The sequence below is a fragment of the Rossellomorea arthrocnemi genome (assembly GCF_904424705.1).
GTDB lineage: Bacteria > Bacillota > Bacilli > Bacillales > Bacillaceae_B > Rossellomorea > Rossellomorea arthrocnemi.
This window is the reverse complement of the sequence record NZ_CAJGBF010000011.1, coordinates 35,304-58,974: the sequence shown is the minus strand read 5'-3', so window position 1 is coordinate 58,974 and position 23,671 is coordinate 35,304. Positions and strand designations below refer to the sequence as shown.

Annotated in this window: 22 protein-coding genes; 3 read left to right on the top strand and 19 right to left on the bottom strand. The window is 35.8% G+C overall.

The features are described from left to right. Positions 1–8 precede the first annotated feature (8 nt). From BAA9072_RS15070 to BAA9072_RS14990, 19 genes are all read right to left on the bottom strand, one after another. Positions 9–968, bottom strand: coding sequence for a hypothetical protein (locus BAA9072_RS15070; RefSeq protein WP_201715512.1), 960 nt, complete (start codon positions 966–968; stop codon positions 9–11). Positions 969–1,320: 352 nt separating this feature from the next. Beyond that, a complete protein-coding gene (locus tag BAA9072_RS15065; RefSeq protein ID WP_201715511.1) occupies positions 1,321–1,803 on the bottom strand; it encodes a peptidase M23 in 483 nt (160 codons plus the stop codon). 20 nt (positions 1,804–1,823) lie between these two features. Then, complete coding sequence (locus BAA9072_RS15060) at positions 1,824–2,198, bottom strand: hypothetical protein (protein WP_201715510.1); 375 nt, start codon at positions 2,196–2,198, stop codon at positions 1,824–1,826. A gap of 77 nt (positions 2,199–2,275) precedes the next feature. Beyond that, positions 2,276–2,425 carry a hypothetical protein gene (locus BAA9072_RS15055; protein WP_201715509.1) on the bottom strand — a complete coding sequence of 50 codons (150 nt, stop codon included), beginning with the start codon at positions 2,423–2,425 and terminating at the stop codon, positions 2,276–2,278. A 24-nt stretch (positions 2,426–2,449) separates the two neighbouring features. After that, positions 2,450–2,602, bottom strand: coding sequence for a hypothetical protein (locus BAA9072_RS15050; protein WP_201715508.1), 153 nt, complete (start codon positions 2,600–2,602; stop codon positions 2,450–2,452). Between the two features lie 15 nt (positions 2,603–2,617). Continuing rightward, positions 2,618–2,767, bottom strand: a complete 150-nt coding sequence (locus BAA9072_RS15045; RefSeq protein ID WP_201715507.1) for a hypothetical protein — start codon at positions 2,765–2,767, stop codon at positions 2,618–2,620. A gap of 64 nt (positions 2,768–2,831) precedes the next feature. After that, a complete protein-coding gene (locus tag BAA9072_RS24535; RefSeq protein ID WP_269139964.1) occupies positions 2,832–2,966 on the bottom strand; it encodes a hypothetical protein in 135 nt (44 codons plus the stop codon). 14 nt (positions 2,967–2,980) lie between these two features. Next, positions 2,981–3,883 (bottom strand): hypothetical protein, encoded by a 903-nt coding sequence (locus BAA9072_RS15040; RefSeq protein ID WP_201715506.1) that lies wholly within the window; start codon positions 3,881–3,883, stop codon positions 2,981–2,983. A gap of 14 nt (positions 3,884–3,897) precedes the next feature. Next, a complete protein-coding gene (locus BAA9072_RS15035) occupies positions 3,898–4,878 on the bottom strand; it encodes a hypothetical protein (protein ID WP_201715505.1) in 981 nt (326 codons plus the stop codon). Continuing rightward, positions 4,871–5,416 (bottom strand): CpaF/VirB11 family protein, encoded by a 546-nt coding sequence (locus BAA9072_RS24290; protein WP_230980886.1) that lies wholly within the window; start codon positions 5,414–5,416, stop codon positions 4,871–4,873. Before BAA9072_RS24290 ends, BAA9072_RS15035 begins: the two co-directional genes overlap by 8 nt. Then, positions 5,417–6,415: a hypothetical protein gene (locus BAA9072_RS24285; RefSeq protein WP_230980885.1), complete on the bottom strand. Its 999-nt coding sequence runs from the start codon at positions 6,413–6,415 to the stop codon at positions 5,417–5,419. Then, positions 6,409–7,593 (bottom strand): P-loop NTPase family protein, encoded by a 1,185-nt coding sequence (locus BAA9072_RS15025; protein ID WP_201715504.1) that lies wholly within the window; start codon positions 7,591–7,593, stop codon positions 6,409–6,411. The genes BAA9072_RS24285 and BAA9072_RS15025 overlap by 7 nt, the downstream gene beginning before the upstream one ends. Before the next feature lie 21 nt (positions 7,594–7,614). Beyond that, entirely contained in the window at positions 7,615–8,331 is a 717-nt protein-coding gene (locus BAA9072_RS15020; RefSeq protein ID WP_201715503.1) for a hypothetical protein, read from the bottom strand. After that, the gene (locus tag BAA9072_RS15015) at positions 8,331–9,914 is read right to left on the bottom strand and encodes a hypothetical protein (protein WP_201715502.1); all 1,584 of its coding nucleotides are present in this window, start codon (positions 9,912–9,914) and stop codon (positions 8,331–8,333) included. Before BAA9072_RS15015 ends, BAA9072_RS15020 begins: the two co-directional genes overlap by 1 nt. A 267-nt stretch (positions 9,915–10,181) precedes the next feature. After that, positions 10,182–12,233, bottom strand: coding sequence for a hypothetical protein (locus BAA9072_RS15010; RefSeq protein WP_201715501.1), 2,052 nt, complete (start codon positions 12,231–12,233; stop codon positions 10,182–10,184). A gap of 125 nt (positions 12,234–12,358) precedes the next feature. Continuing rightward, positions 12,359–13,354, bottom strand: a complete 996-nt coding sequence (locus tag BAA9072_RS15005) for a hypothetical protein (RefSeq protein ID WP_230980884.1) — start codon at positions 13,352–13,354, stop codon at positions 12,359–12,361. A gap of 10 nt (positions 13,355–13,364) precedes the next feature. Continuing rightward, on the bottom strand, positions 13,365–14,258 hold the full coding sequence (locus BAA9072_RS15000; protein WP_201715500.1) for a S1 RNA-binding domain-containing protein: 894 nt from the start codon (positions 14,256–14,258) through the stop codon (positions 13,365–13,367). Between the two features lie 251 nt (positions 14,259–14,509). Next, positions 14,510–17,233, bottom strand: coding sequence for a type IV secretory system conjugative DNA transfer family protein (locus BAA9072_RS14995; RefSeq protein ID WP_201715499.1), 2,724 nt, complete (start codon positions 17,231–17,233; stop codon positions 14,510–14,512). Continuing rightward, positions 17,226–18,518, bottom strand: a complete 1,293-nt coding sequence (locus BAA9072_RS14990; RefSeq protein WP_201715498.1) for a replication-relaxation family protein — start codon at positions 18,516–18,518, stop codon at positions 17,226–17,228. Before BAA9072_RS14990 ends, BAA9072_RS14995 begins: the two co-directional genes overlap by 8 nt. A gap of 1,096 nt (positions 18,519–19,614) precedes the next feature. On the opposite strand from BAA9072_RS14990, the gene BAA9072_RS14985 reads away from it, so the two are divergent. The 3 genes from BAA9072_RS14985 (at position 19,615) to BAA9072_RS14975 (ending at position 22,822) form a co-directional block, all read left to right on the top strand. Continuing rightward, on the top strand, positions 19,615–19,986 hold the full coding sequence (locus tag BAA9072_RS14985) for a hypothetical protein (protein WP_230980883.1): 372 nt from the start codon (positions 19,615–19,617) through the stop codon (positions 19,984–19,986). Then, the gene (locus tag BAA9072_RS14980) at positions 19,986–21,344 is read left to right on the top strand and encodes an FtsZ/tubulin family protein (protein WP_201715497.1); all 1,359 of its coding nucleotides are present in this window, start codon (positions 19,986–19,988) and stop codon (positions 21,342–21,344) included. Before BAA9072_RS14985 ends, BAA9072_RS14980 begins: the two co-directional genes overlap by 1 nt. Positions 21,345–21,814: 470 nt before the next feature. Next, positions 21,815–22,822 (top strand): hypothetical protein, encoded by a 1,008-nt coding sequence (locus BAA9072_RS14975; protein WP_201715496.1) that lies wholly within the window; start codon positions 21,815–21,817, stop codon positions 22,820–22,822. The last annotated feature ends 849 nt before the right edge of the window (positions 22,823–23,671 follow it).

The following is a 23,671-nucleotide window of genomic DNA, read 5'->3' as shown; positions in this document are numbered from 1 at the left end:
TATGATTGTTACTTCATAAACTTTTTACGGATCCATTGATTCGTTGGTTTATGAAGATATGCTACCCATCCTCCGATTAACAATAGAATGGAGGTTATGGTTAAACCCCAAACTAAAAAGGAAGACTTTTTTTCTTTCTGTTGAGACTTAGTAAATGAAGCTGTTTGCTCACTTACCTTACTCTCACTCTCAGAATCTTTTTTAACATTTTCATCATCTTCTTTTAACTTCGAATCTTCTTTATTTTCATCCTGTTGAGTGTCTTTTTCTTCTTCATCATCAGTAGATACTTTAGAAGTAGATGATTCATTGTTAGAGCCTTCATCTTTATTTTTTGAAGAATCCTTAATAGCAACGACATCTACATCTTTATTTTCATTGGAAGGACTTGAAGTATTGTCTACTTCATTTTTGTTTGTTGAAGTTGTTTTAGTATTCGTAGAGCTACTTCCAGACGTTGAATTATTAGTGCTCTTATCCTCATTTGTTGTGGTTGGCTTTGGTGTTGGAGTCGGTGATGGCTTCGGTTCAGGCTTTGGCTCCGGCTTCGACTCTGGCTTTGGCTCTGGCTTTGGCTCTGGCTTTGGCTCTGGCTTTGGCTCTGGCTTTGGCTCTGGCTTTGGCTCTGGCTTTGGCTCTGGCTTTGGTTCTGGCTTTGGTTCCTCAATTACTTTGGTGTAAACAGTCAAAATCTCTTTGACGTTAGGAGAAAATGGATTAGTGATTTCAAACTTTTGACCACTATATTTAACTTGACCAGTGTATACACCATCTAAGTGGAACATCCCAGCTTGGTAAAAGCCTACTACAGACCCATTACAGTGGTTAGTAGCACCCACTGCGTTGGAAATACCAACATTATTTGATGTGATTGACATTTCACAGGTTCCTACTGTACCACCCTCTGCAGAAGCATAGCTTGATAACATTAAGAACGATAATACGATTAAACTTATTAATTTTTTCATTTTCTTCACCTCAAAATAAAATTTAATAGTACACTCTCTTCTTACTACACACCTAAGAATCAAATACCTTATTATGATGGATCCCCACTACTTAAAATCCCCACAAAAAAAGCGATCAATGGGCAAGTGAAGACAAGGAACACGTCCTTATTCAACACAGCCCAAAGACCGCTTTATAGTTTAGTAGATCGACCGCTAACTCCAAGAGTTGCCATAAAAAGAAAATAAATACTATTTATATTCATAATAGCAATCTCCTTACTACTAATCTAGCTTTTTTGGGCATCAATTAAATTGGTATACCTTTTATATTTCGACGTATAGAGAAGATTATTAAAAGCGTACCTTCATTTTAAAATTTATATTCATATACAGCTGCTTGACGAATAGGGATCTTATTGCCTGCAAAGTATCTCGGTGAAGGGGTACTAATTACAACTACAATGCTCGGCCCGTCTAAAGTATCAACAATGTCATAATCCGAGTTGTAATATGTAAATGGGAATGTTGCCATGGTATCGTCTATGAATTCTATGTGCTCAATAGTAACTTTATCTTGATAAAGGGAATTGGTAAGTGGATTAAGACTTGTATCAAGTTTTAAGTGAAACTGAAGACTTTTCTTAAGGTTATCTGTCGCCTTCACCTGGTTAAACACTAATTTACCATTTGCTAATTGCGAGGAATCTATGGCAAGAGAAGCGTCATGAGCGGCCAGTTCTACGGCATTTTTTAATTGTCTGGTTGCTGTCTTATCAGTATCCAGGTTCGTTTGTATAGTCATGATAAATGCAAATAGTAATGTAAGTAAGATCGCTCGTATAGCTTCTGCCATGTTTTATCTCTCCTCCCACATTAGATATGTTCACTTAAAACCTTGATATCTTTCTTAAATAATTCGGGGCCTTGATTAAAGATATCAATTATAAATATCATTCCTCTTGGCACCTCAATACTTGCGGATATGTATTGATTCCTTGGTGTAAGAGACTGTGTTGCGGTTATAGTAATTTTAGAGGCATCAAAATTATAATCGTCCACTAAAGTTTGTTTCATTTCATTTATTATAGATGTCGTAAATCTACCCTCAATAGCGGCTTTCTTAGCACCTTCATTTAATACCACCTCAACCGCTTCTCTTTCTAAGCTATCTTTGTAAGAAAGAATGGGAGTAAACATAAAGTTAATGACTAAAAATAGAGTCATCCACATCCCCACTGCCTTACTCAATGCCATTCACCTCTTTAATTCTATAAGTTAAACCTTTTAGAACCGCCGCAAGAATACTCCTGCAACGGTACAATTAATTATGGTAATAATGTCTGTTCTGTTTCAATCTCAGTTTCATAGTGGTCTGCTTCATCCTGGACCATTGTGTAACCAACACCGAAAAGAAAAGCTCCGATTGCTACTGCTGTAATTGCGAATTTTAAAAAGGTTGATAGTGTTTGATTCATTTAAAAATTTCTCCCTTATTAATATTAATTTTTTTGTAGTTGGTGACTCGTTTCCATTAAATCTTCATGTCTGTCATTCTTTTTCTCTAGCGATTGGTAAGCAACACCAATGACTAATGAAATAATCAAAATCGCCGTAATCGCGACCCCCATAAAGGTTGATAAGCTTGTATTCAATGTAGATCCTCCCTCTTAAGGAAGTAAAGTTTGTTCTGCTTCGATTTCTGTTTCATAGTGGTTTGCCTCATCCTGGACCATTGTATAACCAACACCGAAAAGAAAGGCTCCAATTGCTACTGCCGTGATCGCGAATTTTAGAAATGTTGATAACGTTTGATTCATTTTTAAATCTCTCCCTATTGAATTATTTTTATATTTAAACCAGCTGCTAAATTACAGCTAGAATTTAACTATTATCAATATACTCTGCTACGTCATCACTAATATCTGAAACCCGATCATGCATGGCTCCAAAGATGAGTGTCCCTATAGTGACAACCGTTATAGCTATTTTCATGAAAGTACTTAGCGATGTATTCATGTATCTAATTCCTCCTATCTGTTAGCATTTAAAACAACGGATACCATTGTTACAACGACAACCACAAAATTTAGGATAATAAGGAAGTGTGTGACTTTTACAGGAAGACCAAACAAATCAGTCGTTACTTTTCGTTTCCGACGATTGTTTTCAATTTGAGCCCTACTAAACATCGATTGCATCCCTTTTAGTGACTTTATTGCCGTTTCCCTGTCTACCTTATCGAGGGATTTTAAAACAGACACAAGAGATTTACTTTCTTTTGTATTAAGACCTTCGGCCAAATTATCTAATGCTACTTCTGGACCAACACTACTTGACCATTCTGAAAGTGTTTTAGCTAAAAGTGGTTGAATCGTTGAAAAATATGGTAGTAATTCTTTTATCAAATTATAGGAATTTATCCTGCTCATCTTCATCATCTCTAATTCGTTTATCAAAAGATCGTAAAGCATGAACACTTCTGCATTTTTTTTAGCTTGCCGATATTCTACAAGTCTTTTCATGATGAAAGTAAACAATGAAAATGGCATTGCTGGTAAAAGGAAGATAAATCCCATCACTATTACTGCAAATCCAATCAAGTTGAAATCTCCATGGACTATGAATGGAAATAAAATATAATTTATCAATAAGAGACCCACAAGACTAATGAATACTGCATGGTATGAAAATGAAGTTATTCCAAGTGGGTTTCCTGCTTTTTTTAACCAATCCTCAGCTACCGATTTTGAAGCAGAGGATTGAATACTACTCTTACCCTTTGCAATGGTACTCTTCATTCTTAATCGGGTTTGAACACGCTCGGTTGGATTTGAGAGCCCTGTATAAACAAGTACACCACTGCTAATAGCCATTAAGAAACTGACTATGTATACGAGATAAGGTAATAATTTAAAGAGAACAACATTTTCCAACTTATTCCTCCCTCCTATAAATCATTTTTAGGTTTTCGTAACACTAATGATATGAATACTGAGAAGATAACACCTATGAAACTGGCAATTAACAATAATAAAGTGTGGGTATTTCCAAACTGCAGGTCGAACCAACTTTGGGCACCAGATGAATAGTATCCTAAAAACAGGGACCCAATGAAGATTGGAACTGTAATAAATCCATTGGCAACACTGTCCATTGAATTCGATTTCTCTTCTTCCAACATCTCTTGAGTTTCTTCAATCTGCCTAGATAGGGTAAGTAAAGCATTTAAAACATTTTCATTGGTTAAATAAGCTTTTAATATGATACTCCCCAATCTCTTCGCCCAGCTTGTATTTGATGAATACGTGAAAATTTCTATTACCTCTCTTAATTGCTCCTCGTTTCTTGATACCTGAAGCTCTGAAATGAGTTTAAAGAAGACTTTTCTAAGTTCTTTACTTTGAATATCTCCCTGCAATTCAACTAGAGCATGATAGATATCATATGAATTTGCACTATACTGTTGGGTAATACCTTGGACGATTGAGAGGATCTCGTCACTCACCTTATTACGAATCATCCTTAACTTTAGATTTAAAAGTAAATAAGGCATTAACGCGATTAGAACTGCAATAACTGCGGCACCTACAAGGTCAGAGAACCTAATAAACGACGCAATATAAGTAAAGCTAAATAAAAGCAATGTAATCACATAGAATGACAATACATCTGAGTCAGATTTGCTAGTCGTTGTAGATTTAATTAACAGATAAATATGCTTAAACAACGGTTTATTGCTTTGAAGGCTCCTGGTCTCATTTTCCGTTCTCATAATCCTTAAACGTGATCGATACTGCCATTCATTCACCTTTTCTTTTAAAGGTAAAGCAATGATATGTTTGGTGGCCATTAGTGAAGCAATAATAACAATTCCATAGAGAATGTAATGAAGGCCAGATAACCAAAACCAGTGAAGGAACTTATCCATCAGGATTCATCCCTTCGAGGATTTCTTTCATCATGTCATCATACACAGTATCTTTAAGCTGTTCGTAATCGGCCATAGGAGATTCCTTCTCTCGGACCAATAGCATCTGCATAAGTGTCTTGGCATCGTCATAACTTTCTTCTGCCATTTTCAATAACAATTCTTTTGAAATATTAGAAGAATAATAATACTTTTCGGTAACAGGACTAAATTTAATTAAATCCCTCGTGGAGTGCTCTCTTTTTTCCTCATTCCAAAGGATTTCGGTTACACCCATTACCCGCTTTTTCCTTCTATCACGGTCACTTTTCAAAACCACAATAATATCAATATTTCTAGCCACACGGGCAATTTCGTTTTCAATATTTCTTGTAGGGAATTCATCAAGGATATGACGCGCAATTTGCTCTACAATATGTTCAACATTAGTTAAATGATATGTAGTGAAATTGCCTCTTTCTCCCCTCTCTGCACTCTGTAAATACCCTTCTGTTTCAAGGCTACGAATTTCCCCGACGACAATATAATCGTGTTCCATTCACAGCAACCTTGGCATCGCTTTATGAAGGTCTCCTTCTTTTGCTTGAATTTCAAAGGTGAGACGATCTTTAAAGTGATCAGATAGCCGTAATTCAAAATGCTTTTCCATTACTGCTGCAACGTATTTTGGGTTTCTTTCTCTAATCATGGACTTCATAAAAGTAGTTTTGGCGGAACGAACACGGCCAGCAAATACAATATTGGCCATTACCCGACTTAGAGCTCCATACAGTGCTACATCTCTTTCAGGGATAGTTACTCTCTTCGCCTGTTCTTCTAATGAAAGGTCTTGAACAGTGAAGCGGCGGAACATGATATAGTTGTCCCGGGATCTCGGCTTTTGAATCATGGTAATCCTAGATCCATCTTCTCTTTCAACTTCTAATTCAGGGTTTTGTTCATTAATGATGGCATCCTTAGTTCTTAAGGTGAAAGCACGTTTTACACGTTCTACTGCCTCTTCATTTTCAAATGCCTCATCTTGCTTAACAAAAGTCCCTTCGATATCAATCCAAAGTTCAGTTCCTCTTATTACAGCAGCTTCAGAATCAGGGAAGGTTTCCCATTTGTGTAATATCCCCACTCCCCATATTTCATGAAAAATGGCTTCAGAGAGTGAATCATAAAAACTGGGATAATCTTGTGATGTAATATTATTTTTTCTCAATACCTCTGTAATTTGTTGAACAAATCTGTGCATGGCTTGCTTGTCACCAATGACAGCTTTGTACTGCTGTTCCAGATTAGAAAGGTTACTCTTAGATTCATCCTTATCTGTATCAATCATGTCACTTAATTCTTTTCGAACAACGCTACATATTTGTTGAAATGATTTCTTTCTTGCATATGTAGTGATCTCTGCTTTTGTGTTTAAACCCTTTTCTTCTATAACTGCCCCCACAAATTGAGCGGGGTCAAAAGGTTGGTCTAAACCAAACTCACTGTCATAATCAGTGCCTTCTATTTCTCTTATAGCATCATCCAAGGTCTTTACCATACCTTCTCACCCCCGCGGTCCTTTTTAGGCAGGAAACTAAAGAATCCCTTTGACTTTGGCTGGAATTCATCCAATGGTTTTTCCGAAAGTCCAGCTTCTGCAATTAGCAAATTACTTATTGTATCTATTGGTTTCCTATATGCTTGTTCACCTAGTTCATATAAGAGTTTGCTCTGTCGGATCGCAATTGAACCTATTGGGCCCATATCAGGAATTGTAGCTATTCTACTCATTTCTAGATCTTCTTCTAGATCTTTTTCGCTGATTAGAGACATATTAGGTTGAAAACTATTAATGATAAGCATAAAATCTTCTCGTTTCCCTCCAACAGGTTCGAGCATCTGTTGAAACACGTAAGGGAAATATCCGCGATACCCTTTTTCTTCCTGATTAGTTACAATAAAGCGCATATCCGATGATACATAAGCTTGAGCAGCAATCGCTGTATCAAAATGTGTTCCTCCGTCCACGAGAATCAGGTCAAAGTTTTCTTTTGCAACACTAAGCAAGTGCTCAATTTCTTTTGGTTTGTAGTATCTCTGCATTTTAATGTCACGATTTCCCGCTAGATGGTAGAAATTCTTATATTGATGCAAGCTGGATGTTAGCCTGGCTTGTGTAAGTGACTCTGTCTTCAGATCCACTTTTAAATCGCTAAGATAGTGACCTTTATAATCATAGAAGTAATCCGATGGATCCCATGCATTAAGACTAAGTACTAAAATCCGTTCATGTACTCTTGAAGATAATGACCTGGCCACATTAAGTGTGGTTGTAGAAACTCCTGCTGAACTATGAGTTCCAAAGAATGTTATTACCCTTTTCTTCTTGGTGTTTTTCTTTGCAATCAGATGTTCCATTACCTCTTCAATCACTTGACTCTCCGTATAATACTCATTAATGGGGGTTACTTTCTGTGATGCACATATTCGTTGAATTGTCTGGATAACCATTTCTGTTTTCGCATCGTGGATGATATAAAATATCGGTATATCTGCATACTTCTCTCTAATTAGTTCAAGCTCTCTATAAGGTATTAATTTTCCGTCGATTAGTATGGCATTAAAATCAACCGTCTCATTCCCAGGCTTTTCTGTTAACAGTGCTAGTTCAATTTCTTCTTGTTCGCTCATTAGCTCTTTATATTGAGCGTTAGAGCTGATAATTCCGATAATCATTTGTCTTCTCCTCCTCCCTCATTAGTTGTAAGTGATATACAGTAGGTAACCTTCCTTGACTACTTTGTCCATAAGCTTTTGAAAATCTTCTTCATTTAAAATGACTTCTAGATCTGAAATTTTACCGCTACCATCAAGACGTTCATCCTTTATTTTTTCAGGGTTACCGTTCATGACCTCTTTATTACTGCTATCTTTCACATAAACCACACGTACATCTTTCAGAAGAGGACCATTTACAAATTCTTCTTTTGTTAATTTTTTGTCAGCTGAGTTAGCTACATTAGCTGAATTTGCTCGTTCTGTTCCTTTCTTTACTAGATAGATGTCTATTGAATCTTTCCTTCTTAAGGAACCTGGTTGCGCTTGAATCATGTCCCCTGTAATCGGACGAATTGCTTCTCCTTCAGATTCATCAGGGATCATACGGTCATAGTCAATCATCTTTTTAGATATCATGGAGTTACTTACAATGTTTTGAGCAGCTGAAGACGCATATATTTCATTCATTTCTTCTTTTAAAATTGCACCTTCAATTAAATCCTGCTTTGGTCGCCGCTCTACTGTAACCTTCGACCTGTCAATTAAGTCCTTTTTCTTTATTTCCTCTCCAGCCTTTACCACTACGACTTCAACTGAATCTATACGGTCTTTTATGTAGAGATCGTAAACTACTACGAAAGCCATTGTTGAAAGGGATAAAAAAATCCCTAAAAATATCTTCCAGCCGGGTTTCACTATACTTCCATCTCCTTCTTATTTATCCTTACTTTTTTATTGAGGATCGACTTGAACAATCCTGTTTTTTTCTTTTTCATCTTAAGAAACTCTTTGGGTAAAAGTTCTGCAATTATTGGCTTCAAGGCCTCATTAATTTTCTCCTCTTGATTAGGGGTATCATTGAAAAAGGCCCCTTGATACTGTGCGTCAAAAACATCTGCCACTGAAAATGAAGGTATTACTGCTTTCAACTTATCCTTATATACCTGCTGCACTACTTCATTTTTTAAAAGTGAAGGTTCGAAGCGATTGCCGATAAGCTCGGCTTTATCATCTTTCAATACCTCTCTAAAGAACGGAATAGGCTCATTTTCGGATTCTTCTACATACTGCATAGCAGATATATCCGGTTCAATTACAAAATAAGCATTACTTGCAATATCATATATATCTCGATGAATTTCTTTGTTCCAATCATCTCCAACGTCCACAATTATTATAGTCGATTGTTGAGATAGAAGGATCTTCACATATACATCAAATGGGATTTCATCAGGGCTGTATATTGGTTCATTGGCAGGATGTTTACAAACCATATTTATGCCATCAAGTTCCCATTCGAATACACTCGGAAGCTTAGGGTCAATTTCTTTAGTAAACTGATAAAATTTACTTCTTAAATCAGGAGCCTTTTCATGTCCAATAAATCGATCATAGGAATAGGCATATGTGTAGGGACTTTCTACATAACTCACACTTACTCCCATCTTTGTGAGTTCTCTGGCCAATAAGTGTGATACAAAGGTGCTTCCTGTCCTAGCAAAAGGACTGCCGATTAGAATTAGTTTCCTCTCAACTGGTACACCAACAATTTTCTCGACCTGGTTTGTTACTTGAATGTTATAATCACGCTTAATCACGTTCTTATTAACAACTTTTTGAACAACCTGTTTGTTAACAAACTTCGTTTGCTTTTCTTTAGTTCTTTTAGCCTCTGTTCTATCTTCTGAGGAGATTTGTTCCTGCTCAGATGTTTCCTCTTCACCAGTATCCTCTTCAACTCCTAGTGGTGTATCAACACTCTGAACAAGATGTTTTATCTTAGAAAAGCGGGGCTTGTCCTTCAGCTGCTCAATCATATCTTCTCGGCTAAAGGTACCATCATTGAAAATGTCGTATACGCCTCTTAAAACCAAGTTTGCCAGGAATGGATCCCTACGATCTCTCTCACAAACAAATACAATTCGCAGGGAGTCGTCATATTCAATTTTCATTTTCTGTACGAAGTTAAACCATTCATCTTCTCTTTGAGGTTGTGTCTCGTGGTGACTAACAAGATATGTATCATGAAGAATGAGAATATCAGGTTGTTCAGTTTCAACCACTTCCTCAAGATATTGAGAGTGCAACACTTCATTCTCCAATACCTCGAATGACTGCCGGTGTTCCTCTAATGACTTCCTCAATATCAGACTCAGTGATTGATCGCCAATAGCAAGTAGAACTTTTTTCATTTGTTTCAACTCCATTGAGTGGGTAAAAATATTAAATTGGGTTTCGGGTAAAAATAGGTAAAATATGTTATTTAGTTTTAGGTACAAAAAAACCCCATAAAACACACGAAGAATTGAAGTATAAGAAACTTCTATTCATGTATTTTATGGGGTTTTCCCATTAGTATATTTAATTAAGGGTGTACCCAGCAAAAGCTGAGTACGAACATCTTCCTAAAAACTTTAGAAAGAGTGTTTTGACATGTTTATACTATCATTCTCCTATGTTGAAGTCAACAATACTAAAGAACAAAATGAAATATTTTCCTCATAAAGTAAGTGGCCAATTCAACCTCTTACTCTATGAGATTTTACTTATGCATTGTTCAGTTTCAAGGCTTCAATCTCTTCCTCTTTAAGTCCTATTTTCTTTAAGACTTCTTTATCGGCTTTTATGAAATCGCCTAGCATATCCTCCAGGAAAGAATAATGTACAGTCTTGTTATTTATATTCAGTATTACATTTCTAGATCTAATCCTTTTCTCTACTAATTGTAATTGCGGTGAATATGACAATACCTTTAACATTTTCTCAGTTGTAATTTCCCCTTCGAATTCAGGTATTCTTGCAGCATATCCCTTGTTTCCAATAACAAATGCAGGAGGAATCCTATCTAGGAACCTGATAAATGCTGAGTGATCAATCAAGTAAGTGTTCTCTTTGAATAGCGGTTCTCCTAGGATAGCGGTAGTTAAGACAATTTTATATACATTATTTGGTTTCCAGCCTTCTTCCAAGCCTAATTCTTTGGTTACAATCTGTATGTTAGTCTCATAATAATGTGACGATCGGTTCAATTGTTCAACTGCACTTCTTTTATTATCATCTGCGCTGATTTTTTGTTGAGGTCCTAACAGTTTCAACATAAGACTGTAATAGTCTCTTATAGATGATGGTTGTCCAAAAGCTTTCAGTTCTGCTATAAACAAGTCCCCATCCAGTTCGAAAATCACGTCACTTTCAAACGTATCACCATTATCATTCCTTTTTAAACGACAAGCCCGAATACCTTGTTCTGAGAACTTTTGTAGTATATCATCTTCAAATCCTTGGCCTTTAAAGGATATATCGGCTTGATTCTTATTTAAAAGGGATATTAAGCTCATTGCTGGATCAATAGCATTACCTATGGAAGGGATTATAAACAGATGGTCCTTCCCATTCTGAACTATAGGACAATCTAATAAGTCTTTTGATTTTTCATTGAATGTTAAGGTTTCAATAATAATTTCGCTACTTGCTTCTGAAATGCCTCGTTCTACAAATAGCTTTTTCAAATCAGCTGCAGTAAAAGTGAGTGTCCAATTTTCTAAAGAGATTGGCCTTACTCTCCTTTCATTAAAGCGATTATCTAGCTCTTCTTGAGACAACATTTGAATCAAAGTATATGCTCTGACCCACTCACTAAGCGATACATCTAAACAAAGAATATTTAAATCATGGGTATGCAAAAACTCTGTAACAGCGATAGAGAAGAATGCTTCCTCTTCGCAGAGATATTCCTCCGGCGCTAAAAGACTACTGTTAGGATTAACTATCCCTGTAAACCCAGCCCTTTTGAAATCAGCATACCATTTATTACGCTGACTACGGAAGCGAACCCTTGCTGCTTCTACTGATTCTAAGAATTTTATATCTTCGTGTGTGATACTGTACTCATTGCCTTCAGTAAATACTTTGGTATTAGAAAACCTCCATTTTTGTTCAATTGACATTAGTGATGAAAACGTATCAAAGAACTGTATGTGGTCCCTAGCTTGTCGGACCTGATTCATTGAAGGAGTCTGTGCAGTATTTAGAGGGCCATTTTCAAGCTGTAAGTATCTCATAACACTACTTGCATTTTCAGCTATACTGTCATAAACAGACCTTGCATGGTCAAAACCTTGCTCTACAGGGATTAATTTCTCACCTGCTCCATCCGCCAGGGTGACTACAAATGGATATACTTCTTTAACTGCGTATAATGACCTACCTCTCGTATATTCATATTGTCCACCTAACCATATTTCTAAAGCTAAAACAAATGACAATAGTCGCCTTCGCGGTGGTATCATAGCAAGATTGCTTGAATCTCTTTCCTCAAAAAAATCAAGAAAAAGGTTACGTAATGTGCTTACATCTGTAGAAAATTCATGGATCTCTTTACTTTCATTAGGAAATCGTTCTTCAAGGGTTTTTATTACTTTATCAAATAGCGTATGTTTATTTGGAGAATAAGGATTAAAGCATATACCTGAGACCTTAATAAGTTCCAATATTTCGCCAATTGAATAGTCATCATCAATCATAAAATTGATATATTTCAAGAATTGTTTATCTTTCTTTCCGAGTCTTTCAAGTTCATAGAAATCCCAAAATTTCATAATAATGTTGTCCCTTCTATACATATTATTTCAATCAACACCTATTTCTCCTTAATTTTACCATAGGATTTTTTTCCAGACTTAATGATTACCAAAAGAAAAAACAGCCCAATGGCTGCTCTTCCTTAATCACTTATTTTTTTAAGAAAAGGGAGTTTAATTCTCTGGAGCGTTTCTCCTTTGGGTGTCATAAACGCCTTTTCAAGTCCATCTTTCTCCATATATTCCTCAATACACAACCAGACTTGAAATGGGTATTGATCCAACATTAAGCTATTATGAATATGTTCCGCTAATGAAACAGTTGACGCATAAATAACGACTACTGGACTGTTCTCAGGAGCTTTTTGAATAGGAAATGTCCCATAGTTATCGAATATACTTGTCCATTGTTTTAAAGTCTCCTTTAAATAACCTATAAAGTTCTGAGACATTTGTGGCCGCTCTATAACAAAATTGATTTGACCTTTTGGAGTTTCAATGTTTGCTACTCCCATAGGTGTTCGGAATCTACGATGATTCCCAATTACCGCGTTCCACTGCCATCCTTTAATTGTTTTACTTTCAACTAAAGCACACCTTAATTCATTCATCGCGACATATCGTTGAATAGCTTTTGCATTTGTCTTATCCCAACTATCCGGGTTCATAAATGGGCAAGCACTATAGAAATGCTTCATTAATTTGAACCCCGCCACTCCTAAAGTAAAAGGAGCTGGAGGTCGGAATTCTTCAGTTTCATCTTTTTCTAGACGACAATGCCAACGGTCCACGAAACCATTTCTTCTTAAAAGATCTAATCGTTTTGAGACTTCTGAACGACTCATTTGGGAACTGAGATATCGGCGGAGTTGATCTTCATTAGCCGCTATTGCATCTCCTAACACTTTCAATATCATAAAATCTTGTTCTTTTATCTTGCTTCGTTTGTAGGCTTGCAACACTTCCGCTTTCGTCGTATAAGGATAATAGTGTTTAGGAAGTTTGGGGTAACCATACATTAATGGGTGATCCCAAAAAGGTATATCCCCTTCCCTGGATAGATAATAAAGATTTTCATCAAAGACTTCCTCTGCTGGCACCTCTTGTACCGGTACATCATTTAAGTTTGTAATTGTCATAACCTATCCCTTATTGATAAAGGAATGAGCCTAAATCTTTACGTTTTTTCTTACCGCGGGGATAATCAACAATAACAACTTTCCCTTTACGATTTTTAGCATCTATTGAGCGGATCTTACATGATACAATATCGCCTACAAGCGGTTCTTCCAAATAGCGCGGTTTCGAAGCTTTTAATGTTACGCCTTCTTCAATTTGAACAAAAATCCCATGGATTGAGTCAACATCTGCAACCCTGCCAACCACTACTTCCATTTCTTTCATGTTTTCTAATTTTTTGAAAGGATCTTCCATTGTGTCTTTTCGAGAAATACGTACCATTTTTCTCTCTTCATCAAATTTCAAGACTTTTACTTGAATGGGAGTACCACGCTCAACAGTCGCCATAACATCAATGTCTCTATTCCAGTCCCAATCATATTTCAGCATAAAGCAGTCCGTTCCTTCTACTCGAACATGAATACGTTCATTCTCAGGGTTCACTCCAAATACGACACCCTCAAATACTTGTTCATCCAAAGCATCCTTCTTTTCCAAGTATTTCAGGGTATCCCAGAACACTTGTCGTTTCTTTGCATCTGCTTCCTTTACAGAAACCAGGGCCAGCTGGTGTTTTAGATCTAACCTAGTAATGATTAGATTCTGTTCTGTTCCCACAAATCCATTTAACGTTTTGAAAGTTCTTTCTGAGAATTCTGGAGCCGGGCAATAGGCAGTGACTCCACCCTCTAAACGAAAAATTGCCACTTCCGTTTCCTTCGTTACCGTTTTACCGCCTTCTTGAACAGGGATATTCATAAATCCCACTGACTGTACCATCCCTTTAATAATCTCACTCTGACGGTGAATTCTTGCGAGTTGCTCTAATTCTTCTTGGGACCATGAAATCGTACTTTGTGCCATTTTTTATTCCTCCTACTATTCTTAATATCTCTCTTTGTTTAATAATTGCTTTTAGATAACGTCCTACCAGATGCATAAAAAAGAAACCCACACTAAAGTTAAAACGACAGTATCATCGCTTTTATATAGTGTGGGTTTCGTCCCATTTCATATATTAAATTGAAATTATGCTAGGTAGAAAGTTACAAGTAGATTGTATACTATCTTCCATATTTCTGCAATAGCACATTATTTTTACATTAATAGAAATGTTATTCATCCTCATCCATGCTCTCGGCTAAGCTATCAAACAGATTTTCCTCTTTAATTGTTGGGACACTCACTTCTACTTTTGGTTTCGAAACTAAATCTTTAACAACCTCATGATTGTTATTTGAAATGCTTTCTGGAAGATAATCTAAGCCATCCTCCCATTCTTTGTCCAAATTCTCCTCAACGGAGTTATCTGGCTCCTTAAACGTAGTAACTTCACTCAAAATATCTGATTCTGATCGCACTGGCTCAGTTTCTATTTGCGAAGTAACGGCAGCGGCTATTTGCTTCTGAGTTTGGTTGGAGATTTCATTACGATGTTCGCCCACTATATCCGTCTTATCTGAATCTAAGATATCACTATGATTTGTATTTGCGGATGCCCGCCTTATTCTCGGCTTCGGTGTGGAACCGTATTGTAGTTTGCTATTAGGTTGCTCGATATGTTTATGATTTAACGTTTGTGACAAGACTTTTGCCTCGATTTTGGACTCTTCCACTTCCTTTTGGATCCTGATTTCCTGTTCACTAACACTCTCTATATTTGTTTCAGAGTCAATCCCGTGTTTCGCTTTCTTCAATAATCTTTCACGCTCTTCTAACCAGTATGCCGCTGCTTCAGGGTTAACCTGGTTCTTAGCTTCAACAAATTCCTCTCTTGGTACAAAGTTTGCTTTAATTTTCCTTGCCGGTTTGGATTCGTTGTTCACGACTATTTTAGCGGCCGCTTCAAAAGCTTTCAGAGAAAGAATATCTCCTGGTGTTAGTATAGATTCCTTTTCTTGCTGATAAGAGCTACCTTGTCTCGACACAGGTGAATCTTGCAACGGTGATACTGATTGTTCAGATGTACTCTCAACATAATTATTCTTCTCATGAAACAAAAAGCTAAATGTCTTTGCGTCAAATTCACTAACATCAGCATAGACAACTTTATTACGGAAAGTGGTTAAAAGTGTATGCATGAAGTATTCACCATAGTCATCAGCGAGCTGCGCAATTGTTTGAGCGATTACGTGAATATTTGCTTTATATTTACGTGATTGAGCAGGGAAGTTTCTGAAAGGTTTATAAATGTACTCAGGAAATTCATCTGCGTATATAGAGTGGTAAGGCGATATCTTAGGTTGTCTTCTAAAAACAGCATTCTGAACTGATAATAGGACCATCTTCCCTAATACGATTGATAATTCCATTAGGCTCCCCTTTTCAGTATTAACCAATAAAATTCCTCCTGCTTCTAAATGGGCATCAAAATCAAATGAAGATTTCTTGAATAACACCCTTCTAAGCAATACATTTGATGATATATCAGAAAGGATATTTCTTAATCCTTCGATGAATTCTCCTTTTTTATCAAAGTACTCAATTTCCCCTCGGTATTTGCCCGATGTAATCTTGCTTACTTCGTTATTTCTGTCCCTTACAGGAATTACATTAGCGTCAAACCAACGATCGGTATCTTTTACAACGTCCCAGAAGTTCTTCTCATCTTCTGTTTTAGCTAATGGAGCATACTTTTCTATTCGACCTTTCAATTTCAAGTGCATTTTATGAACAAGTTGCACATCATTGTACATTTCATAGAGCTCTGCTAACGTTGGCTCCTCCTCTTCAGAATGTAATTTAAGTAAGTATATATATTGTTTGAAGTGAGCGCGTTGTGCTTGGGCAAAGAAGAAATTATCATTTTCTCCCAAGCCTTCAACCACCATTGTCATAGATTCCGCTACTTTATCAACTGGACCCTGGAGCGGGTTTATAGATGGAGTGTTTTCATTAGACGGATCTACATAATAAATGGCTTCTTCAGGAATCCCGTGGGCCAAGCATAATTTATAAACATCTTTACATAGATCATTGGACGGTTCGATAACTACTAATCCATTTAAATAGTTGCCTTTAATTTGCTCGTAATCATCTCTTTTAGAGACAGATGGAAAATCATTAATATATTTTGTGAAGTGGTCTAAATCTTGATTAATAAGGGGTGTTGCTACAGCAGCGGTTTTACCGGTTCCAATCGATCCGACGATCATTGTGTTCAGACTACGGTCTCCACCTGGAATGGTTACCATTTCTTTTGTATCAGAATCCGGACCTAAAATAACATCTGGCAGTCCAGTATCCCTTTCGGACTTAGTAAGTTTTTGAAAGAACCTTGAGGTCACTTCGTACTCCTTAAAAGCTTCCACAATTTCACTTCTATTTTGATTAAATAATCCACCTAAATATAGCGACAACAACCCCAACATGATTAAGGGTAGTGACATTACCAGCAGCAAGAATGCTTCAGTATTCCCAATCATTACATCTCTTAAAGCATCTGAAGATACAGTTATCATTTCTGATCGTTGTAAGAAGTATGGCACTACATTGTTATAAATCGATGCCGTTACATTCAATAAGAACATTGATAATATTGCTCCAACTAAGGTGAAGAATTGAACTAGCCTCCATTTAAATGATTGATAATATCTAACTCTGGTCGAGAATAGCCATCCGATTATCATAACTGGTGAAAGTAACAACATAGACCAAATACTCGGATGAAGCGGATCTCCAAAAATCCATAAGTAATGTAATTTCTCAGTCATATAAGATCGGAACAGGAAAATCTCGTTAGTTACTCCTCTTATTAATTGGTACAAGGTGTGAACAAATAATATAGTCGATATGATCACAGGTAACTTCTTTTTCCAGTTCAGTTTTGTGCTACTCATATGTAGTCACCTCCAACCTATATGGAGACACCTGTTTATAAAAGACAGGTAATGTAAATAAGTTTTCTTCCCATGAACTGTTATCCCCTAGTAGCAAGTTTGAATATTCTTCTCCTAAAACATCAGACTCCAGTTCTTCTTGATTTTCATAAACTGCAATCAAGCGGTCGATTCTTCTTTTCATTTTTTGCTCATTTATTAAATGGTATGATGCGTCTAGCCTCTCCAAAGAAAGTAAGTGACCTTCATGTAAATGGATCATTCCGATGGTTTCAATTAGCGTGCCGGATTCATTCTGTACCTGATATACTTTCTCTACTATGTGACGCTCGTTTGTGTTTTCAAAATAAACCTCATCTAACGGTATTTCGGACAAATGATAAGGAAAGTCACTATTTAATTCTGAGAAAAGGCGCATTCCCACCTCTACCTCAAGAACACGTTCTTCCTTGTTGAATGGGACAGTATTAGACAGCATCTTGTTAATAGATGTTGACGCAGTTCTTAAAGGTAAGAAGAAAATTTCTAAATTCTCCAACTCTGGGTCCTCATTAAAAATATTCATTGAACTCCTCTTCATATTTCCAATCCTTCTAACTTTGTCCCCATACTTCTTTTTCGATTGAAAGGAATCATCTAGTGAAACAAATACAACAAAGTGTTGTTGCTCCGGATTCATGTTAGCCCAACCTCTGTACCTTTCAACCTTATCCTTTATAACAGGTAATCCTTCAGTACCAGTATCCAATTCCAGATATACAAAAGTATTCTCATCTTTCAATATCCAATCAGGGATCACAAGAGCTGTTTCAGAAAATTCATCTGAAAAAAGTAAATGTTCTTGGGGATGATAGGATTCAATGGAAGTTCTATCAGTGCTACATAATGTATTAATTACAACTTCTTGCGTCCCAAGGTAATGATCTAAATTCCTGATGTAGGAGACCTTTCTTAAAATCTCTAAATCCCCAGACTCAGAATATGGTATTAATCCTATATTGACTAACACTGAGTACCCTTTCGGTCCCAGACGATAGTAATAAAATCGTACACCCTTGACCCCTAGATCATACTCATGCCTTACTAACAAATTATACTTAACAAATTTCCTTAGCCTTCTAGTTAGAGAATGATAAAGTGATGAACCCTTGGTAGCTCCAACCAACATACATATTTGTTTTGTAGTTAATAGCCGGTGCTTGTAAACCAAGTGCAGCAAGTTGGTCTCCTTATCTTTCAATATGACTCCTTTTCTATCGTCATCTATTAGAGCATGACTCAACATAATTCACTCCTTCCAAAGCAAAAAAACCCAAGAAGAAAAAAGAGACATTTGCAAAAAGCCTCTCTTATTTCATCTTGGGTTCTTCCCATTTGGTTATGTAATTTTTTAACACTGTCATTATAGCACATTCAATCAAGAATTTAACATATATTATAAATTCAACATTTTAATACATGAAAATACAGAATAGATGTTACCAGGATTATCAAATTATTTATTGATTGGGTTAATTTCATAGAGTAGAAAATTAAACTCGGTTTGTGGAGCTCTTTCAGCTGAAAAAATGCCCTAAAATGAATCTACCAACAGGATAAAAGCCTCGCTTCTCTCAGAAAATCCATCCTCTATGTATCAATGGTTCAACTCTACTAAAGTATGTTTCTGGCAGAAACATACTCAAAGAAACACCCTTTATATGTTTCTTTGGACGTGTTTCTTTGAATGTGTTTCTTTGTGGGGAATTTCGAATGTTTTCACTACGATAATATGCGGTAAACCTAAAGCAATTTATACATATTGTATGAATTAGATTTATACAACTGTACCGATTGGTAGTCCAATAATTATTGGATTTACACTACTGGACTTCCACCGGTAATCCGCGGTAGCTCAGTTATAGCAAAAAACAGCGATAATCAAAAATAATCAACGGTTTCTTTTAGAACAACTAATTTACGAGTATAGGTTGTGATCAGGTTACATGCAGCTATTATCAATTCACCATTCTTAAGTTAAATACTAATATTTAAAATTTCGAGTCTGAAATTTATTTGCAAAAGTGGAATTTGTAAATATGAATTTAAAAATCCCAATTCATTTCTGCTTCTTAATTGCGGTCCGCAATTAAGGTACACAATTGAGGTTCGTATAGGAGTTCAATAAGATATATTCTCTTAAACTCTTATTAATAAAGGGTTTGTTTGCGGACCACAATTGAGGACCACAAAGGAAAATCTAACTCATGATGTAGTTAAATCTAATGGAATTATTGGATAGTTTTTCTTGTCATAGTAGGTTCATTGTTTTATAATGTTCCTTAAAGGTACATTATATAGTTCCTTTAAGGGACGCATACTCCTGCAGAGGGGGGATAAAATTGGAGAAGGAAGAGAAGATGGTAAAGTATAAAGGCAGAATATTAGACTTAGATACCATTGAGTACGACGACAAGACTTTGCTTTTTCTCAGAAAAAAGCTGGATGATTTCACAATCGACATCTTCAGATTAGTAGTTAATGAAGCCAAAAATAATAATCTGGGATTAGTTAAAACCAGAATTGAGGATTATAGCAAATCAAGGAAAAGATATGATAATTCATTTCTTATGCTTGAGGCACAAGGCTTTATCGAAAGAAAGTTAAATGGAACGTCAACTCCTTATTATTTAACTGAACGAGGAAAGCAATTAATAGCGCTACTTATAGAGGAAAAGAGAAATAAACAAAATATAGATGGGGTGAGTAATTAATGAAAGCAATTAATGAATTGAAATTAGGTGCTTTACCACTTATTCTTAACAAACAGCTTTTAGACTCTGAAGAGGTCCAAAGAGAAAGATCCCGTTTCCCTAAACAAGCCGTAATTGGATTAGGTCAAGGCGGTGGGCGTATTGCTGCTGAATTATCAAGATTTGGTATGGATACATTCTTAGTGAATTCTTCAAAATCTGATATGGAAGAACATAGAGATTTAATTCCTGCAGATCGACGCATTGTAACAAAGAGTGAGAAACATCCCAATTTAGAAGGTACAGACAAGAATGCTCAATTAGGCTTTAATATTGCTGTAGAAAACAAAGATATCTACATGGATTTAGCAAGAAAACCAGAAATTACAGAGGCTGAATTCGTTTGGTTATCAGTAAGTTTGGGTGGAGGTACTGGGAACGGTGCATTAAAAGTAGCTTTAAGTTATTTGTCGCAAGTACGTAAGAAGGTAGCGTCTCTTCCAGATGGGAAAGTCACATTAGGAGTTATTTGCTCTTTACCATCAAGCGATGAAAAAGGAACTTCTTTTAGAAGGAATGCTTTAGCAGGAGTATCTGTACTTCAAAATTTAATTAATGAAAAGAAGATAGGAAACGTTCTAGTTATAGATAATGAAAAAATCCGAAATTATTATGACGAAAAAGCACTTGAAACAAAAAACAAGACACAAATTGATGCTAAGTCTTATTCTAATATGGTAGTAACTTCTTCGATCGTTGAAGTTTCAACAATACCCTTATTAAATGGTCGTTCCGTCCTGGATAAAACAGAACTTCTAAGTACATATTCTACTCCTGGATGGTCATCAATATCAAAAGTAAATGGCCTAAAGGAAGAAAATAAACTCGAGGGAGTTATTGAATCTCTATTTAAAGATAATGAAGTTTTGGCCAACTATGATTATAAAGAAGATACACGTGCTCTAGCTGGTGCAGTAGCTGTACTATATCCATCAAGAAATAACATTGATCCTAGAATTGCAGATAGTATATATACGATTTCAGCAGACTTCTTACAATCAAAGGTGAATCACGCTATTGCAAATGTAAATAAATTAGAATCTATAACTGTTTATGGACTTTCAGTCCTTTCTACTCCCCCTACAAGAATTCAACAATTAAGAGAAGAATTAAAACAGTGGGAACAAATTGAAAAAGAAATTGAAGAAAAACAGAAAGCTGACGCCCTTTCTTTAGGTCTTGATGAATTTAATGATTTCTTCACTGTAGATAATGAAGAAACTAGTAAATCAATGGATGAGTTTTCATTTGAAGATGAATTCGGTTCAGATAAACCGGCAAAGAAAGTTGACTTGGCTGACTTGAAGGACGATTTTTAATCAAGGAACTCCATACGGAGTTCTTTTTCTTTTGTTCAAGTAATCTCTTAATTAGATACTTCTTAATCCCCCATAAATATTCATTGCATTCTCTTCGCCCCCAATAGTTAAATTCAACCCCTATGAAGAATACGGTGTTTACACCAAACACCATTAAAACCCCTCAAAATAAACCCCGGTCAACACTATTATCGCATTTGATCGCGAGCGGTAATCAAAGAATTAACTCCGGTAAACCTAGATAAGTGATAAATTATCTGCGATAATCGTATATTATTGATAGATACCGAATAGACATAAAGTTATCGTTGATTATCAAAAGTTATCATTTGTTGTTCGTCGGTGATTTTTTGCGGTCATTTGCGATAATCGGCTTAATATCGAGGTTTTGTGGGTATAAAACTGTTGAATCTAACAGTTTTGGAGGGTAATATAAAGATATTAATTTATGTTGAAGGTGGTGAAAGTGTGTGAGTATGCAAGAATTTATCTTAGAAAAGTTTTCTGAAGATCCATTACTCAAAATGATCGATCGAATGGGGTTTACAGAAGATCTACTACATACAGACTACTTTGAAAATATACATCTAGAAGGTTCTTATTCTACTAAGGAAGCTTGTTCTATTTTGGGCCTACCAGAAGGGAAAGACTGGATGTTTAGGAATTACTTAAAAAGACATGATTTAAATGAGTATTTAGATGTTGGAAAAGTAGGTAACCAACACCGATTCGATTACAGCAACTTATTTAAGTTTAATATGATCTTTCTGTTAGTAGATAAAGGGAAAAAGACTCCTATGGACATTGCTCTTGAAGTAGGAATGAAACATGAATCCTATATGGAAAGAGAGCCAATTTCTAATAAAAGGACTATTAATCCTAATGCGGCGCCGTCTGTCTTTACAGAGGCAGGGAATGGCTATGAAAGTCTTCTGAATGACATGGAAAATTTAAAGACTATGTTTCTTCTCAATCAATATAAAGAAAAGAAGGCCGAGTATCTTCAAGTTATTAAAGATGCTAAGAGGATAAAAGAAGATTGGACTAAGGACATGGAAGACACAGTAGAAAAAATTGAGATCCTGGAGTTATCAAGGGAACTAAACGAGGGACTGAATAATACTCCATCATTTTTACAAAAAGAAATTAAAAAAGTTCAATTAAAAAGAAAGAAGTTTTTGTTCTTTGGACCTACAATTGAGGACGAATATGTAGATGAAACAGCTGCATCTGAGATCCAAGTATCTGCACCGGAAAATTTAGAGAAGATATATGATAACCTGAAAGATCGACGAGATAAATTGGAACGTGAAAAAGAAACACTTTTTGCTACTTCAGATAATCAAATTAGCAAGCACCAGAAATTACTTGCGGAATTAGATGAAAAGACACAGCCTTTATTATCGAGATTAGACACTGAAGATACATTTGTACGAAGTTCGTTATTCATAGAAGGTGATGGAGATAAAGAAGAATAAAATAACTTGCATAAGTATTATTACATGTTATATAATAAACCCATACTAATTTAAGAGGTGATTGCAATGTTTTCAAACTTAAAAGACAGCACTAAAAATGTTCTGGATAAAGCTGCTATTTATCTAGGAGTAATTTTAGTCCTTAACGCAATCACAATTACAATTCTTAAGCAATTTGTTTAATCATCGCATCCATCATCCATCAAATCATTAAAGTATCTCTTCAGCTCCCAGCTATCCCTGGGAGCTACTTTTTTATCGATAATCCCTGAGTAATTTGCGATAAATCGGATAAAACTAAAGAATAACCCAAAAAGAAAGACCCTTTACTAAATTGTAAAGGGTCTCTCTTTTTGGGTAAAAGCAACAGGCATAACCAGCGCTTTAAAGTTCATTTATTAAGTTAACTCTAATATAGCATAGGCCAGAAATGCTTGCAACTAAAAGGTTAATAAATTTTATTCGACAATATATCAAAGTTTTAACCACATTGATCCTGGAGGAGGAATCTCACTACTTACGTAAAACGACAGAAATTTTAAAATAGGTATTGCAGAAATTAAATTCACTGTGCTAACATTGAGGTGGGTAAAAGTAAAAGGGTTATCTAGGATGACTTTTCAGAATGAGTCGATCCTTTACCGTTTTTAACGGGAGAGGTCTATCCATTTAGGGTAGGTAGATTCATAGTGAAAATTGATCACTGGATAACAGCGTATTTTTTATACACTTTTTTAGTGGATAAACTTAACAAAAAATAAAAATAAAGGAGAAACCAAAAAAAAAATCTTAGGAAAACAAGTCTCCTAAGATCTCGCCCACACAGGCAAAAAACATTAATTTGATATG